Genomic DNA, 14,198 nt, shown 5'->3' with positions numbered 1-14,198 from the left:
CCACATGGATCTTCTGTGAACTCAAATCCCTGTGGGAGCGAGCTTGCTCGCGAAAGCGTCAATGCAGTCAACACACCTTCTGCCTACCTGTGATGTGCAACAGGCCGGCGATTTTTATAGAGCAGGCTTTAGATCAATCGGTGACTAAAACCCGCCACAACTGACCACTTTCAAAACTTGTAACTGACCCGCGTGTACAGCGTCCGGCCAAACGGATCGCCGTATTTCGGGTCGTAGCCGCTCTGGAACGTGTACGTCTGGTTGCTGAACGGTGGCTCGCGGTCGAACAGGTTTTTCGCGCCGAGGGTTACGCTCAGGGTTTTGCGCCAGGTGTAGGTGCCGGCCAGATCCCAGACGTTGTACGAGCCGACGTAATCGTGAGTGTCGCGATCGGAGTCGTGGTAACCGCTGGTGTAACGGTTGGTCAGGGCAGCGCCGAACGGGCCGTAATTCCAGCTACCGGTGAGGCTGTGCCGCCAGCGCGCCACGGCGCCCGCCGAAGCAAAGTCGCCGCCACGGAAATCACCCAGTTTGTCGATGTAGTCGCCCTTGAGTTGTTGCTGGTAGTCATAGCGGGTGACGTAAGTGCCTTGCAGGCCGATGCCGAAATTGCCGTACGGCGTGCTCGGCAAACGGTAATCGAAGCTGACATCGACGCCATTGGTCTTGATCTTGCCGAGGTTGGCCAGCCCGGTGACGATGTGATCGATGGAGCCGTCCGGCTTGCGGATCAGGCGATCCGGGTACAGCTCAGGATTTTCGAACACCGCCGACTCGGGGAACTCGGCAATCTGGTTGGCGATGTCGATCCACCAGAAATCCAGCCCGGCGCTCAGGCGCTCGAACGGCTGGTAGACAAATCCGAGGGTGACGTTACGCGCAGTCTCCGGGCTCAAGTCGGTATTGCCGCCGCTGGTGCGATTGAACTGCTGCGCGCAGTCGCGGTTGGCGATGCCGCCGTTGCTCGGATTACCGCCAGCGCACAAACGTGGGTCGTTGTAGTTGGCGTTGGTGAAACTGGTAAAGGTCGGGTTGTACAACTCATACAACGACGGCGCGCGAAAGCCTTCGCTGTAGGCACCGCGCACCACCAATTCCTTGAATGGCTGGAAGCGGAACGAGTATTTCGGGTTGGTGGTGCTGCCGAAGTCGCTGTACTTGTCGTGGCGTACGGCGGCAGACAGTTCCAGGCTGTCGAGCACCGGCACGTTGACCTCGGCGTATTCGGCGGAGACGCTGCGATCCCCGGCAACGCTGCCGTTCGGATCAACACCAAGGCTTTGCACGTCGCCGGCAAACTGCGCGAAATCCTGATGGAAGTCTTCTTTGCGATACTCGCCGCCCAGTGCCAATGCCGAAGGGCCGGCGCCGAACCAGTCGCCGATTTCACGACTGATGCGCCCGTCGATGGCCTTCACCCGCCCGACCGCCGTGGCGTAATCGCCGTCCACCGCGTTGGCCGCCAACAGCGCCGAACCGGCAGCTGTCTGCGGGCCGAACGGGTTGATCACGCCATTGGCAATACCGGCGCTAACGGCACGGTCATTGACGTAGCCGTCCTGAATGCTGTTGACCACTTTGTTCTGGTTGTATGAAGCGCCGATGTTGTAATCCCAGCCGACCAGCGTGCCGTCGAAACTCAGCAGCAAGCGCTGACTGGTGTTGTCGTCTTCGTGCTGACGCGCGCCAACCGCGGTTTCGCGCCAGTTCACATCGACCGGTTGCGTCGGGTCGAGGGCAAAACCGTTCGGCCCTGGGGTGATGCCGTTGCCCGGATAGAACGCCGTGCCGGGGTTGACCTGATTACCCATCAAGGTGCCGGGGCCGATTTGCGTACGGTTTTCGTTTTGCGCCCAGAAGTATTCGAGGCTGACGTTGTGATCGTCGGACAGCTTGCCGGTGGCTTTGGCGAAGGCCGAAGTCTTCTCCGTTTCCGGCACCAGATCGAGGTAATTCCACAAGCTCTGGCGGCAGATACCGTTGCGCGCCAGCAATCCCGGTGCGTTGCAGCCGGAGCCGGCCAAAGGGTTAGTGGCGTTACTGCCCTGACTCCAGTTGGCCGGCGAGGCGGTGCCGGACGTGTAGTCGAGTCCACGGTTCGGCTGATAGTTGTAGGTGTAGCCGCGATCCTCAGCGGCCAGGCGTTGCTGCTTGTCGTAACTGACCACGCCGAACACGTTGAAGCGATCATCCTGCAAATCACCGAAACCCCAACTGCCGCTGAAGTTACGGCTTTCACCGCCACCCGAATGGGTCGGCGTGTCGTAGTTGGTGCTGATCTGCCCTTCGGTGAGGCTGGTCTTGGTAATGAAGTTGATCACCCCGCCAATCGCGTCGGTGCCGTACAACGCCGAGGCGCCATCACGCAGCACTTCGACACGGTCAATGGCGGCGAACGGAATAGTGTTGAGATCGACACCCGAGCCATTGATTGCGTTGGTCGCGTTGTTGCTCAGACGACGGCCGTTGAGCAGCACCAAGGTTTTATTCGGGCCAATGCCACGCAGGTCCGCATACGACGCGCCGCCACTGCTCGACCCTACCGAGCGACCGGAACCCACTGAAGACTGGTTGGCGGATATCCGGCTGACCAGTTCCTCGGTGGTGGATACGCCCTGCTCGCGCAGCTCTTCTACGCGCAGGATGGTCACCGGCACGGCAGTTTCTGCATCGACCCGACGGATTGCCGTCCCCGTGACTTCGACGCGCTGCAGTTGAGTCGTCGGTTCGGATGCCGTGCTGTCGGAGGCAATCGCCGGCAGCGTGTTGATCGCCAGCAGCAAGGCCAGGCTCAAAGGTGATTTGACGGGTGAAAACTGAATCATGAACAGCCATCCCTGCGTTTTGGTTTATGCAGGGATGTGCGATAAAGAATAAGGATTTATAGAGGCCGGTTTAGACCGTTGGGTGATGAGGTTATGCACAAAATGCCGTGCGTCCGTATCAAGCCAATGTCACTTCCCTCAACAACCGGGTATCCAGGCCAAACCGCTCCTGGGAGACCATCTTGAATTGCCCCTCTGCCAGGTCGCAGCTCACCAGCAGATTCCACGAGTGGCGGGTTGCCGCCGAGGGAATCAGGACAAATGGGTGCTCATCCAGTAAAGCGTCGGCAAACCGCTGTTGATTGGGAGACGGCCACGCGGGACTCAACCAGTAAGGATTCGGTACCTCTTCGGGCTGAACGACTTTGACCCGTGCATCGCGGATGACCTCGAAGCACGTCAGCACATAGGGCTCTCTGTCCAGTGCATCAAAACTATTATTGGCTGCTACCTCCAGAATGGCCGAGGACGGGTCGACAGATGCATAGACGACTCGCCGGCCAGGCGCATTCCATCGACCGCCCTTCAGTTTTGAACCCATCCCGCTGTCCCACGTCTCTCCGTAGGCCTCCTGATCCAGGCGCCAGCCATACCAGTGCCCTTCCCAGGGCAAGGGATTCATGGGTAACCCCCGTACAGGAGCTGACACAAGTATTGCTCGACCATCTGGAAACCCAGTGGGTGGCGGGTCAGTTCCAACGGTACGTAGCCGTTAAGGTAAGGGGTGGGTTTTTGCATCCATATCTCCGCCTGTGACAGCCCCCCGAACGCCCGAGTGGCCATCTCCAGCACCAGCGCATATTGGTAGGCGACGACACTCTGCTGCGAGTCAAGCCGTATCGATTTGCCTTCCTTCAACAACCGCTGCACGGTTCTGACAGACCTGCCGGTGATGCGTTTGACCATGTCTTCGCGCAGGTACATTTCGGAAGTTGAAAGCATGTTGACGACGTCGCTCAGCTCAAAGCCCTGGTCGGTAAGGCGGACAATCAGCATGGCATCGTCACCGAGGTCCTGGCCATGCACGAGCAAATCGACAGGCTTGCCCGCGACCTTCTTTAGCCCCGTCAGCCGGGGCGTTTTTGGCGTGGGCATTGCGACATCCTCCATGGGGCATCTGGCGCGATCGTCGATCCAGAAGTTACGCAGGGAATAAGCAGGCGTTTCATGCTCGATGTGTGGGGTACGCATAATCGATCCTTTATCTGGGAACCTGAGCGTTCAAGCCGCTCAGCGACTTCAATGTCAGGTCCGATGCTATAGATCGCGCTTCCGACGACCAACCTGAAAAAGTCGTCGGAAATATCCCCTGCCTGCCGCAAAACCTGGCTTTTTCCGTAGGACGCCAAGGTGAGATTCCCGCCATCAGCCGCCGAAGTGATAACTTACATCGAGCCACCATTGCCGCCCGTACGGGTCATAGTTGCCGGTCGGGTAATACGGCCACCCTGCCGAGTCATCGTGTTTAACCTGATTGAGCACGTTGTTCACGGTCAGCCCGACACTCGCCCGGTCATTGAGCTTGTAACGCGCACTGGCGTTGAACACCGTCCACGGCGACAGACGCCCGTCTCCCGCGCCATTGGTGACCGAGCCGTAACGAATGCCCATCAGCGTCGCTGTGGCCTTCTGGTAATCCCAGGTCAGGCTGGCGTTGACCTTGCTGCGCCAGTCGTAGTTGGTGCGTGAGGTGCGCCAGTCTTGCGTGGGGGCTTCTTCCGATTCCTTGTAGTAATGCGAAAGCACCAGGGTATAGCCCAGCGCCGAACTGAACGCGCCGTACTGCCCGGCGCCCCAGCGGATGTTGCTCTTGAAGTCCAGACCACTGACCCTCTCGCTGGCGGCGTTGATCGCGTTGACCCGCACGCGATTCAACTGGTTCGGGTCGACCGCAGCATTGCCAGCGTTGCGATCGATGCGCGCCAGCGTCGATTGGCAGTTGGCCGAGTTAATGTCCTGGGTGCCGTTGCGGCACTCGTTCTCTTGTTGCAGCAAGCGATTTTCATCGACGGTGGTCAGCAGATCATCGATCTCGACACGCCAGAAATCCGTGGAGAAATCGAAGTTGCGCGAAGGCGACCAGACAAAGCCGTAGGTCCATGATTTACCGCGTTCCGACTCCAGGTTCGCCGTGCCGCTTTGGGTGTAGTCGACGCGCCCGCGATCACAGGCGCCCTCCACGCCCTGACTGCAACCGTAGTAATCGATTTGCGCCGGGTAGTAGCCGTTGCTGTCGGACTGATAGATGTAATTCAGATCCGGCGCACGAAAACTGGTGCCGTAGCTGCCGCGCAGCAACAGGCTCGTCACCGGGCGCCACTCAAGCCCCAGGTTGTAGGTTTTCTGCTGTTCGGTGCGGCCACTGAACTTGTATTGGTCCCAGCGCCCGGCGGCGGTCGCCAGAATCGTGTCAGTCACCGGAATGCTGAACTCGCCGCCCGCCGCATAACGTTTACGCGAGCCGCCGGAACTTTGCTGTGGGCTTACGCCGTAAAAGGTGCCGTCATTGAGGCCGTCATCCGGATCGACGCGGTATTCCTGTTTGCCCGCCTCCAGCACACCGGCGAAACCCACGGGGCCGGCCGGCAGATCGAACAGATCACCGTTGACCGAAGCGTTGTAACTGGTCGACACCGATTTGCTGCTCTGGGTCAGGTTGCCGCGAAACTGCTGCCATTCCTGCGGCGTCAGCGGCCGGTCGAGCCGCGAGGCGTCCGGGGCGAACACCGGATAACCACCGCTCACACCCAACTGCGGGCCGAGATAGAAATCCTGCATCGATGACAGCGGTGTGTAACGGGTGGTTCTGACGCTGCGATATTCCGAGCGATTGGCCGCCAGATCGTAGCTCCAGCCGGTGTCGGCGATCTTGTCCGAAAGACCGAGGGTGCCGGTCCACGAGGTGTCGCGCCACTTGCTGTTGTTGCTTGTGCGGCCACCGATTTCCTCTTCACCGAAGCGTCGATACCAGCGCTCCAGATTGCCGCTGTTCTGGTTGATGAAGTCCGGCGAGGTGAAGGTCGGCCCGCGTGTGTTGTTCTGGATGTGGTCGAGGCCGTACATAAAATCGGCGAAGACCTGGCCGCTGTCGCTGAAATGCCAGGTGCCGCGGGTGTAGCCGTCGTAGTTTTCCTTCTGGGTCTGTACGGTCCAGTAATCGTTGTACATCTGATCGGTGCGGCAGCGCCCGCCACTGTTGACCAGTTTGTTATCGAAGGTGCCCTGATAAGCACCGCAACCCGGCCCCAGATAACGACTGTTGCTCAGGTCGCGGCGGTAACCGACGTCCGCCAGCGGGCCGTTTTGCATAAAGCCCCGGTCATCGGCCCAGATCGGATCGCGGTTAGTCAGCTCCAGACCGAACAAGCCGTCAAAATCCCCCCAGCTGCCGCCCCCGCTGATCTGCAAGCGCTGGTTGTCGCCACCGCCGCGTTCGCTGGTGCCACCTTTGAGATTGACGTCGACGCCGTTGATCTTGTCCTTGAGGATGATGTTGACCACACCGGCAATCGCGTCCGAACCGTAAATCGCCGAGGCACCGCTGCTGAGAATTTCGATGCGTTCGATGACCGCCGATGGAATATTCGCCAGGTTGGTGAAGTTGACCTTGCCGTCGTACGGCGTCGGGTAGTCGGCCACGCGACGGCCGTTGATCAACACCAGCGTATGGTTCGGGCCGAGGCCACGCAGGTTGAGCGCGCTGGCCGCCGGTTGCCAGGTGTTGCCGTAATCTTCGCCTTGGGTCATGCCGGTGTTTTGCGTTTGCGTCGCGAGGGCGTCGTAAACGTTTTTATAGCCGCGCGCTTCCATTTCTTCGTGGGTGATGACGTTGACCGGCGTGGCGCCATCGCTTTGCGCGCGGGCAATGCGCGAGCCGGTGACGGTGACTTTTTCCATGCGGTAATCGGCACTGGTGACCGGCGCGACGCTGGTGACTTTAGTCGGTCCATCGGCTTCTCGAACCATCAGGCCTTGAGCGATTTGCTCGACTTGCAGGCCGCTGCCGAGCAAGGCTTTTTCGACTGCCTGACGACTGCCCAACGCACCGCGCACTGCCGCACTGCGTTTGCCCTGCACCAGCTCCTGACTGAACGAAATCGGCACACCGCTCTGCCGCGAGATGTCCAGCAGCACTTCATCCAGTGGTCCGCTGGCGATGTCGAAGGTGAACACCGCCGCAGCAGGTTCCTGAGCGACTGCCGCCAGTGGACTGAGGCCCAGCGCCAAGGCAGCGGCGAGGGTCAATCGAGGTAATTGTTGTTTGAATGAGAACATCGAAGGTTTTCCCTGTTGAAGGCATCTGCAGGGAATGAGCAGCGGGCCAGCGCTTTTTATAGGGCGGCGATTAGGCCAAGAAGTTATGGGTTTATAACCGCGCGTCGATACTCACCCAGTACGGGTTATGCCAAGTGACGCGGATCGGCAGCGAGCGCTCCAGCAATTGCAACGTGCGCTCACTGTCATCGAGCGGATAGAGGCCGCTAAGGCGCAGGTCGGCGACTTCCGGGCTCAGATGCAAGATGCCGCGACGATAGCGGCGCAGGCTGTCGATGACCTCACGCAGAGGCCGGTCGCGGACTTCCAGACGCCCCTGCACCCAGGCACTTTCCTGGCCGTTGCTGCGTTCCAGCGCCAGCAACCCGGCGCCGTTGAACAGCAGACTCTCGCCAGCCTGTACCACTTGCCGGGCGCCACTGGCGGAGACCACTTCGACCTGCGAATGGAGCAGCACCAATCGCGTCGCCTCCTCGCTGTACTGCACGACAAACCTCGTCCCCAGCGCCCGCATGCGACCGTGCTCGGTCTCGACCACAAAGGGCCGCGTCGGCTCTTTCGCCACATCGACCAGCAACTCACCGCTGCGCAACGCGAGCAGCCGTTGATGACGGTCAAACAAAGGCACCACACGACTGCGCGCATTGAGCGTCAGCGCACTGCCGTCCGCCAGGGTGAAGTTACGGCGCTCACCAGTCCCGGTCGACAGCTCCCCCGCCTCCGGCAGCCAGCCGTAACGTCGCCCGAGCAACCCGGCCAACAGCGCAACACCGAGCACACTCAGACTGCCGCTGATAAAGCGTCGACGGCTCGACGGCGCATTGAGACTGTGCAGCAAACTGCCGCGCGGTACGCTGCGCAGGCTCGGGTTACGCAGCAGATTGAGGCCGCCGCCCATTTGCTCGATGACCTGTTGATGGCGTGGATCGGCAACCCGCCACGCTTCAAACGCTGCCCGTTCAGCCATGCCCGCCTCGCCCGACTGCAACAACGCCAGCCATTGCGCTGCCTCGTCGATCACCGCCTCGTCCGGCCTCATGCCTGCATTGCCTGATGGCAACGCTTGAACGCTTCGACCATGTATTGCTGCACACGACTGGTCGACACCCCGAGGCGCTCGCCGATCTCGCTGTAGGTCAAGCCGTCGAGTTGGTGGTAGAGAAACGCCGCTTTGGCCTTGGCCGACAATCCATTGAGCAGGCGATCGACCGCCAGCAGCGCTTCGATCACCAGCGCCCGTTCTTCCGGGGATGGATGCACCGGTTCGGGCGCCAGCACCAGACTCTCCAGATAGGCGCGTTCAAGGTCCTGACGGCGCCAGCCTTCGTACACCAGCCGCCGGGCGATGGTGGTCAGCAGCGCACGTGGCTCGCGAATAGCCGTGGGGTCCGGCAGTGCCAGCACCCGCAAAAAGGTTTCCGAGGCAATGTCCTGCGCACTGTGCGGGCAACCCAGCGTGCGGCCAACGGCAGCGCACAGCCAGCGATAGTCCTTTTGGAACATCTGCCCGATGACCTGGTAATGCGGGTTGTATCCACCCATGCCTTGCTCCCTGAAACGGGTCCCACCCGCTGCGAAAACCATCGTTCTGCCGGGATCGTCCGGCTCTGATCAGGCGCGACTGTGCAATAGCCTCGAAGACATTTGAAGTAATAAAAAATCAGCACAAGCAAACCATTGAGCATAAGCCGCTTCGTCGCCACAGAAACATTGGCTGACAGAACGTTGACCTCGGTCACTGGCGCACGGCCGACCACTGATTAATCTCGCGGCTCCATCGAAGGCCAGGGACGGCTCACCGAGAGCCGCGGCTGAATCCACTCAAGGAAGAGCAATCATGCGATCACTCAACATCATTCTGCTGTCGTCGGCATTCAACGGCCTGACCCAACGTGCCTGGCTGGAACTGCGCGAGGCCGGGCACTCACCCAGCGTCGTGTTGTTTACCGATGAACAGGCTGTGTGCGAACAGGTCGAGAACAGCGGCGCGGACCTGGTGATCTGCCCGTTCCTCAAGGATCGTGTACCGCAGGCGCTGTGGAGCAATACCCAGCGGCCGGTGGTGATCATCCACCCCGGCATCGTCGGCGATCGCGGCGCCAGTGCCCTCGACTGGGCGATTACCAACGAGCTGCCGGGTTGGGGCGTCACCGCGTTACAAGCGGTCGAGGAAATGGACGCCGGGCCGGTCTGGGCCACTTGCGAATTCAACCTGCCGGCGGGCCTGCGCAAATCCGAGCTGTACAACGGTCGGGTCAGTGATGCGGCGATTCGTTGTATTCGCGAAGTGGTGGAGAAATTCGTCGAAGGCTTTGAGCCGGTTGCCCTCGACTATGCCGATGCGCAAGTGCGCGGGCGCTTGCAGCCGAACATGAAACAGGTCGACCGCAGTTTCAGCTGGCACGACTGCGCGCGCTTCATCAAACGCTGCATTGATGCCGCCGACGGCCAGCCGGGCGTGCTGGCGAGTCTGGCCGGCGGTCAGTATTACGTGTACGACGCGCACCTCGATTCGCGCAGCGGCATGCCCGGCGATATTCTCGCGGTGCATGACGATGCGGTGCTGGTCGCGGCCGGCGATCAAAGCCTGTGGATCGGCGCACTGCGGCGCAAACCGCAACCCGGCGAGGAGACCTTCAAGCAACCGGCGCGGCACTTGTTGGCCGGGCAGTTGAGCGACGTGCCCGTGCTGGACTGGTCGGTCGCCACGCAGCCGTTCAGTGACGAAGCGTATCAACCGATTCGTTATCGAGAGTCCGGCAACGTCGGTGAGCTGACCTTCGAGTTCTACAATGGCGCCATGAGCACCGAGCAATGCCAGCGCATGGTCGCGGCGCTGCGCTGGGCCAAGTCCCGTGAGACTCAGGTGTTGCTGATCAAGGGCGGGCGCGGCAGTTTTTCCAACGGCGTGCATTTGAACGTGATCCAGGCCGCGCAGGATCCCGGTGCCGAAGCCTGGGCGAATATTCAGGCGATCGACGATGTCTGCGCAGAACTGCTGACGGCTCGGCAACTGGTGGTCAGCGGCGTCACTGGCAACGCGGGCGCCGGTGGCGTGATGCTTGCGCTGGCGGCCGACATTGTCTTTGCCCGCGCCGATATCGTGCTCAATCCGCATTACAAAAGCATGGGGTTGTACGGTTCCGAATACTGGACCTACAGCCTGCCCCGCGCGGTCGGCCCGGCGATGGCCGAGCAGTTGACCCAGGCCTGTCTGCCGGTGAGCGCGGTGCAGGCGTGGCAACTGGGCATGGTTCAGGAAATCGGCCCGCGCTGCCCGGACGAGTTTTCTCTGTGGTTGCTGCAACGGGCCAACGGCGTGCTGAGCGATCCGACCTATGCGGCGGTGCGCGAGCGCAAGGCGCGGGTTGATCAGGTGTTGATCCAGCAATGCCGCGAAACCGAGTTGCAGGAGATGCAGGAAGACATGCTCTACAACCGCAATCAATTTGCCGAGAAGTGCCGAAATTTTGTCTACAAGCGCAAGGTGTGTGGCACGCCGGCGCGGTTGATTGAGGAATGGGCGCGGGTGCGTTTGACCGAGTTGGCCAGTTGATTTTGGCGGTGACTGCTTTCCCCTCACCCTAGCCCTCTCCCAAGGGAGAGGGAACTGATTGGGGGATGCTGTAGAGGTTCGCCGACATGAACGACCTCTACTGAATCCATAATCGCTTCGGTCTTTCAGGTCGATGTATGACGCAAAACACTTCGGTCAGTCCCCTCTCCCTCCGGGAGAGGGTTAGGGTGAGGGGCTTTTGCCGTTACAATGCCGCACCTCAAACACCGGCCCGCCCATGGACATCGATCTCGCTCGCACCTTTCTGGAAATCGTCCGCCACGGCAGCCTCGCCGCGGCCGCGCAGAAGCTGTTCGTCACGCAAACGGCGATCACCGCCCGGGTGCAGAAACTCGAAAGCCAATTAGGCAGCACGCTGTTCGTGCGCAACCGCGCCGGGGCGAAACTGACGCCCAATGGCGAGGCCTTTGTGGTCTACGCCAATCAACTGGTGCAGACCTGGGAAGCCGCGCGCCGCGACCTGCCGCTGCCCGAGGGTTATCACAACGTGCTGCACATCGGTGGCGAAGTCAGTCTGTGCAACCCGTTGATGCTCAGTTGGGCGGCGCAGCTGCGCGAAAAGATTCCGGGGCATGCCCTGCGCATGGAAATCCGCGACGGCGAAAATCTGCTGCGTCAATTGGAACTCGGTGTGCTCGACGCCGCGCTGGTCTATCAGCCGGAATACTGGCCGGGCTTGCAGGTCGAGCAGGTGCTGGAAGAAAAACTGATTCTGGTGCGCGCCCCCGATCGTCCCGATCCCTACGTCTACATCGACTGGGGCCCGGACTTCCGCCGTCAGCATGACGCCGCCCTGCCGGAAAAAGCCAAAGCGGCGCTGAGTTTCAACCTCGGCCCGCTGGCCCTGCAATACATTCTCGAACACGGCGGCAGCGGTTACTTCCGCACCCGCGTGGTCCGCACTTATCTGGAAAACGGTGCCCTGGAAGCGGTGACCAAAGCCCCGGAATTTGGCTACCCGACCTACCTCGTTTACTCACGTGATCGCGATTCGGCGACGCTGCAGCAAGCCTTCAATCTGCTGCGCGAAGTGATCCGCACCGATGACGACTGGTCGCAACGCTGGAACCCGCTGAGCTGAACCGGCAGCTTTGCACCGGAGCATGGCGCATGTGCCATCAAGGTCCGGCCTGCACAAACGGCCGGATCGGCTAATCTGCCGGGTATAACAACAATACCCGCAGGTGACCGCAGTGAGGCAGACCACCGAGATATTCCGCAACCGCTACCGCGCGGCCATTCATCCGCTGTACAACCCGTGGCTGCATGGCGCCTTCGTGCTGCTGTTCGGTGTGCTGGCCATTGCTGCGTTCTGGAGCAGCGTGCAGCAGGTCAGCTTGCTGGAATGGCTGACGGTGCCGTTGACCCTGCTGCTGTTCAATTTCGGTGTGTACATGGTCCACCGCCATCTCGGTCACCACAAAAAGACCTTCGCAAAAATGTTCTACGCCCGGCATGCCGGCGATCATCACAGTTTTTTCACGCCCGGCCACATGACCTACGAAAATGCCCGCGACTGGCGGGTGATCCTGTTCCCCGCGTGGCTGATCGTGCTGCACACACTGCTGATTACCCTGCCGCTGTGGTGGCTGTTGGCGCAGGTAAACGGCAACGTTGCCGGGCTGTTCGGCGGTTGCATGGTGCTGGGTTATCTGACTTACGAAATATTCCACGCCTGCGAGCATTTGCCGGCAGACAACCCTTTGGCACGCCTGCCATGGATCCGCCAGATGCGCCGCTTGCACGAGTTGCATCACCGCCGCGAGCGCATGCAGGAGCGCAATTTCAACATCGTCCTGCCGTTGATGGACTACCTGTTCGGCACCCTTTACCGGGAGCCGGAAACCGCCCCTTTGAGCTACGCGAGAATGCCCATGACCCGCATCCAGCACACGATCGACATCGCTGGCGAACCCAATGCCGTACTTGCCTACGCCGCCAGTGTCGGGCGCTGGCCGGAGTGGCATCCCTCGTCGCTGAAGATTGATGGCGCCCACGGCCCACTGCACGCAGGCTCGCGCTTTGAAGAGGACATTCATGCCGGCGGGCGCGAAGGCCATTTGAGTTGGGAAGTCACCGAGTATTTGCCCGGTCGACGCTGGTGCGCGCGAGCGCAAGGCGATCATGGACTGTCGTTGCTGCTGACCTATGAATGCAGCGCCGACGACAGCGGTACACGATTTGTCCGCACGCTGGATTATCGCTTCGACGGGTTGGGCATGCGCATCGCCAATCACCTGCTGCTCAAGCGCCGCATCGAGCGCGAATCTACCGCGTCGATGCTGGCGCTGCGCGACATGGCCGCGAAATACCTGGCCTCGGCGAGGGCCAGCGCGTGAAGCTTCGTCATCTGCTGTTGTTGCTGGTGCTCATCGTTATCGGGTTCCTATTGTTGATGCCCACCAAAGTCGAACCGGTGGCCTGGACACCGCAGCCGGCGCCATCGCTAAAAGAAGGTCTCTACGCCGAGAACCAGAAACTCAAAGCCGCAGCGCAGGTCGGGCCGAGCGACATCGAAGGGCCGGAAGCCTTGCTGCTGGAGAGTGACTTCCTGATCACCGGGCTGCACGACGGCCGACTGATCCGCACCAGCCTCGACGGCCAGCAACGCAAAGTCCTCGCCGACACCGGTGGACGCCCACTTGGGCTGGCCCGGCACCCGAACGGCTTGCTGGTGATTGCCGATGGGGTCAAAGGCTTGCTGTCCCTTGATGCGCAAGGTCAATTGATTCCTTTGACCACTGATGCCAATGGGCTTGCGTTTGGCTTCACCGATGACGTGGCCATCGACAAGTCGGGGCATTACGCCTACTTCAGCGATGCCTCCAGCCGCTGGGGCTACGGCCACGACGGCGAGGCGATCATCGAGCACGGCGGCGACGGACGCCTGCTGCGCTATGACTTTCAGAGCGGTAAAACCAGCGTGCTGCTCGATAAGCTTGAGTTCGCCAACGGCGTGACCCTCGGCCCGGACGATGCTTATGTGCTGGTCAACGAAACCGGCGCTTATCGCATCAGCCGCTATTGGCTGACCGGGCCGAAAGCCGGCACTCACGATTTGTTCATCGATAACTTGCCGGGGCTGCCGGACAACCTCGCGTTCAATGGCAGCAATCGGTTCTGGGTGGCGTTGTACGCGCCGCGCAATGCTCTGCTCGATGGCACGGCGGGGCATCCATTCGTGCGCAAGATGATCGTGCGGGCGTTGACGGTATTGCCGAAACCAGTGGAGAAGCGCGGGTTTGTCTTGGGGCTGGATCTGGAGGGCAAGGTGATTGCCAATCTGCAGGATGCCAGCAACGGCAATTACTCGCCGATTACCACGGTGCGCGAGTATGGGCCGTGGTTGTATTTTGGCTCCTTGAAGGCGACGCATATGGCGCGGATGCCATTGGATGCGGCCCTTGAGTGAACCTGAGTATTTGAATTGCACGGACTGACGTCTTCGCGAGCAGGCTCGCTCCCACATTGGATTGTGTTGAGCACAAATGCTGTGGTCAGAAAAGAACCCTGTGGGAGCG

General features: G+C 60.8%; 10 protein-coding genes. 4 read left to right on the top strand and 6 right to left on the bottom strand.

Features of this window, described 5'->3' with window-relative positions; translation table 11 throughout:
• Positions 1 to 170: 170 nt before the first annotated feature.
• The 6 genes from ACRRSD_RS27430 to ACRRSD_RS27405 all read right to left on the bottom strand — a co-directional run bounded on the left by ACRRSD_RS27430 (position 171) and on the right by ACRRSD_RS27405 (position 8,642).
• Positions 171 to 2,825 carry a TonB-dependent receptor gene (locus ACRRSD_RS27430; protein ID WP_435036380.1) on the bottom strand — a complete coding sequence of 885 codons (2,655 nt, stop codon included), beginning with the start codon at positions 2,823 to 2,825 and terminating at the stop codon, positions 171 to 173.
• A 118-nt stretch (positions 2,826 to 2,943) separates the two neighbouring features.
• Positions 2,944 to 3,447: an RES family NAD+ phosphorylase gene (locus tag ACRRSD_RS27425; protein ID WP_095120991.1), complete on the bottom strand. Its 504-nt coding sequence runs from the start codon at positions 3,445 to 3,447 to the stop codon at positions 2,944 to 2,946.
• The gene (locus tag ACRRSD_RS27420; RefSeq protein ID WP_081500502.1) at positions 3,444 to 3,920 is read right to left on the bottom strand and encodes an antitoxin Xre/MbcA/ParS toxin-binding domain-containing protein; all 477 of its coding nucleotides are present in this window, start codon (positions 3,918 to 3,920) and stop codon (positions 3,444 to 3,446) included. The genes ACRRSD_RS27425 and ACRRSD_RS27420 overlap by 4 nt, the downstream gene beginning before the upstream one ends.
• Before the next feature lie 270 nt (positions 3,921 to 4,190).
• Positions 4,191 to 7,100 carry a TonB-dependent receptor domain-containing protein gene (locus ACRRSD_RS27415; RefSeq protein ID WP_435036379.1) on the bottom strand — a complete coding sequence of 970 codons (2,910 nt, stop codon included), beginning with the start codon at positions 7,098 to 7,100 and terminating at the stop codon, positions 4,191 to 4,193.
• 91 nt (positions 7,101 to 7,191) lie between these two features.
• Entirely contained in the window at positions 7,192 to 8,139 is a 948-nt protein-coding gene (locus ACRRSD_RS27410; RefSeq protein ID WP_435036378.1) for a FecR domain-containing protein, read from the bottom strand.
• Complete coding sequence (locus tag ACRRSD_RS27405) at positions 8,136 to 8,642, bottom strand: sigma-70 family RNA polymerase sigma factor (RefSeq protein WP_435036377.1); 507 nt, start codon at positions 8,640 to 8,642, stop codon at positions 8,136 to 8,138. Before ACRRSD_RS27405 ends, ACRRSD_RS27410 begins: the two co-directional genes overlap by 4 nt.
• Before the next feature lie 295 nt (positions 8,643 to 8,937).
• Between ACRRSD_RS27405 and ACRRSD_RS27400 the strand changes: the two genes are divergently transcribed.
• The 4 genes from ACRRSD_RS27400 to ACRRSD_RS27385 all read left to right on the top strand — a co-directional run bounded on the left by ACRRSD_RS27400 (position 8,938) and on the right by ACRRSD_RS27385 (position 14,089).
• The gene (locus ACRRSD_RS27400; protein ID WP_435036376.1) at positions 8,938 to 10,656 is read left to right on the top strand and encodes a hydrogenase maturation protein; all 1,719 of its coding nucleotides are present in this window, start codon (positions 8,938 to 8,940) and stop codon (positions 10,654 to 10,656) included.
• Positions 10,657 to 10,894: 238 nt separating this feature from the next.
• Entirely contained in the window at positions 10,895 to 11,758 is an 864-nt protein-coding gene (locus ACRRSD_RS27395) for a LysR family transcriptional regulator (RefSeq protein ID WP_435036375.1), read from the top strand.
• A 112-nt stretch (positions 11,759 to 11,870) separates the two neighbouring features.
• Positions 11,871 to 13,016, top strand: a complete 1,146-nt coding sequence (locus ACRRSD_RS27390) for a sterol desaturase/SRPBCC family protein (RefSeq protein WP_435036374.1) — start codon at positions 11,871 to 11,873, stop codon at positions 13,014 to 13,016.
• On the top strand, positions 13,013 to 14,089 hold the full coding sequence (locus ACRRSD_RS27385; protein ID WP_435036373.1) for an SMP-30/gluconolactonase/LRE family protein: 1,077 nt from the start codon (positions 13,013 to 13,015) through the stop codon (positions 14,087 to 14,089). The genes ACRRSD_RS27390 and ACRRSD_RS27385 overlap by 4 nt, the downstream gene beginning before the upstream one ends.
• The last annotated feature ends 109 nt before the right edge of the window (positions 14,090 to 14,198 follow it).

It is taken from the genome of Pseudomonas neuropathica (assembly GCF_051174785.1).
GTDB classification, from domain to species: domain Bacteria; phylum Pseudomonadota; class Gammaproteobacteria; order Pseudomonadales; family Pseudomonadaceae; genus Aquipseudomonas; species Aquipseudomonas neuropathica_A.
This window is presented reverse-complemented; position numbering and strand designations above follow the sequence as displayed.

Excerpts from the sequence above, each read along its gene's own strand:
- ACRRSD_RS27420 (WP_081500502.1), bottom strand. The coding sequence starts at position 3,920 with ATGCCCACGCCAAAAACGCCCCGGCTGACGGGGCTAAAGAAGGTCGCG.
- ACRRSD_RS27395 (WP_435036375.1), top strand. The coding sequence starts at position 10,895 with ATGGACATCGATCTCGCTCGCACCTTTCTGGAAATCGTCCGCCACGGC.
- ACRRSD_RS27405 (WP_435036377.1), bottom strand. The coding sequence starts at position 8,642 with ATGGGTGGATACAACCCGCATTACCAGGTCATCGGGCAGATGTTCCAA.
- ACRRSD_RS27425 (WP_095120991.1), bottom strand. The coding sequence starts at position 3,447 with ATGAATCCCTTGCCCTGGGAAGGGCACTGGTATGGCTGGCGCCTGGAT.
- ACRRSD_RS27415 (WP_435036379.1), bottom strand. The coding sequence starts at position 7,100 with ATGTTCTCATTCAAACAACAATTACCTCGATTGACCCTCGCCGCTGCC.
- ACRRSD_RS27400 (WP_435036376.1), top strand. The coding sequence starts at position 8,938 with ATGCGATCACTCAACATCATTCTGCTGTCGTCGGCATTCAACGGCCTG.
- ACRRSD_RS27410 (WP_435036378.1), bottom strand. The coding sequence starts at position 8,139 with ATGAGGCCGGACGAGGCGGTGATCGACGAGGCAGCGCAATGGCTGGCG.
- ACRRSD_RS27430 (WP_435036380.1), bottom strand. The coding sequence starts at position 2,825 with ATGATTCAGTTTTCACCCGTCAAATCACCTTTGAGCCTGGCCTTGCTG.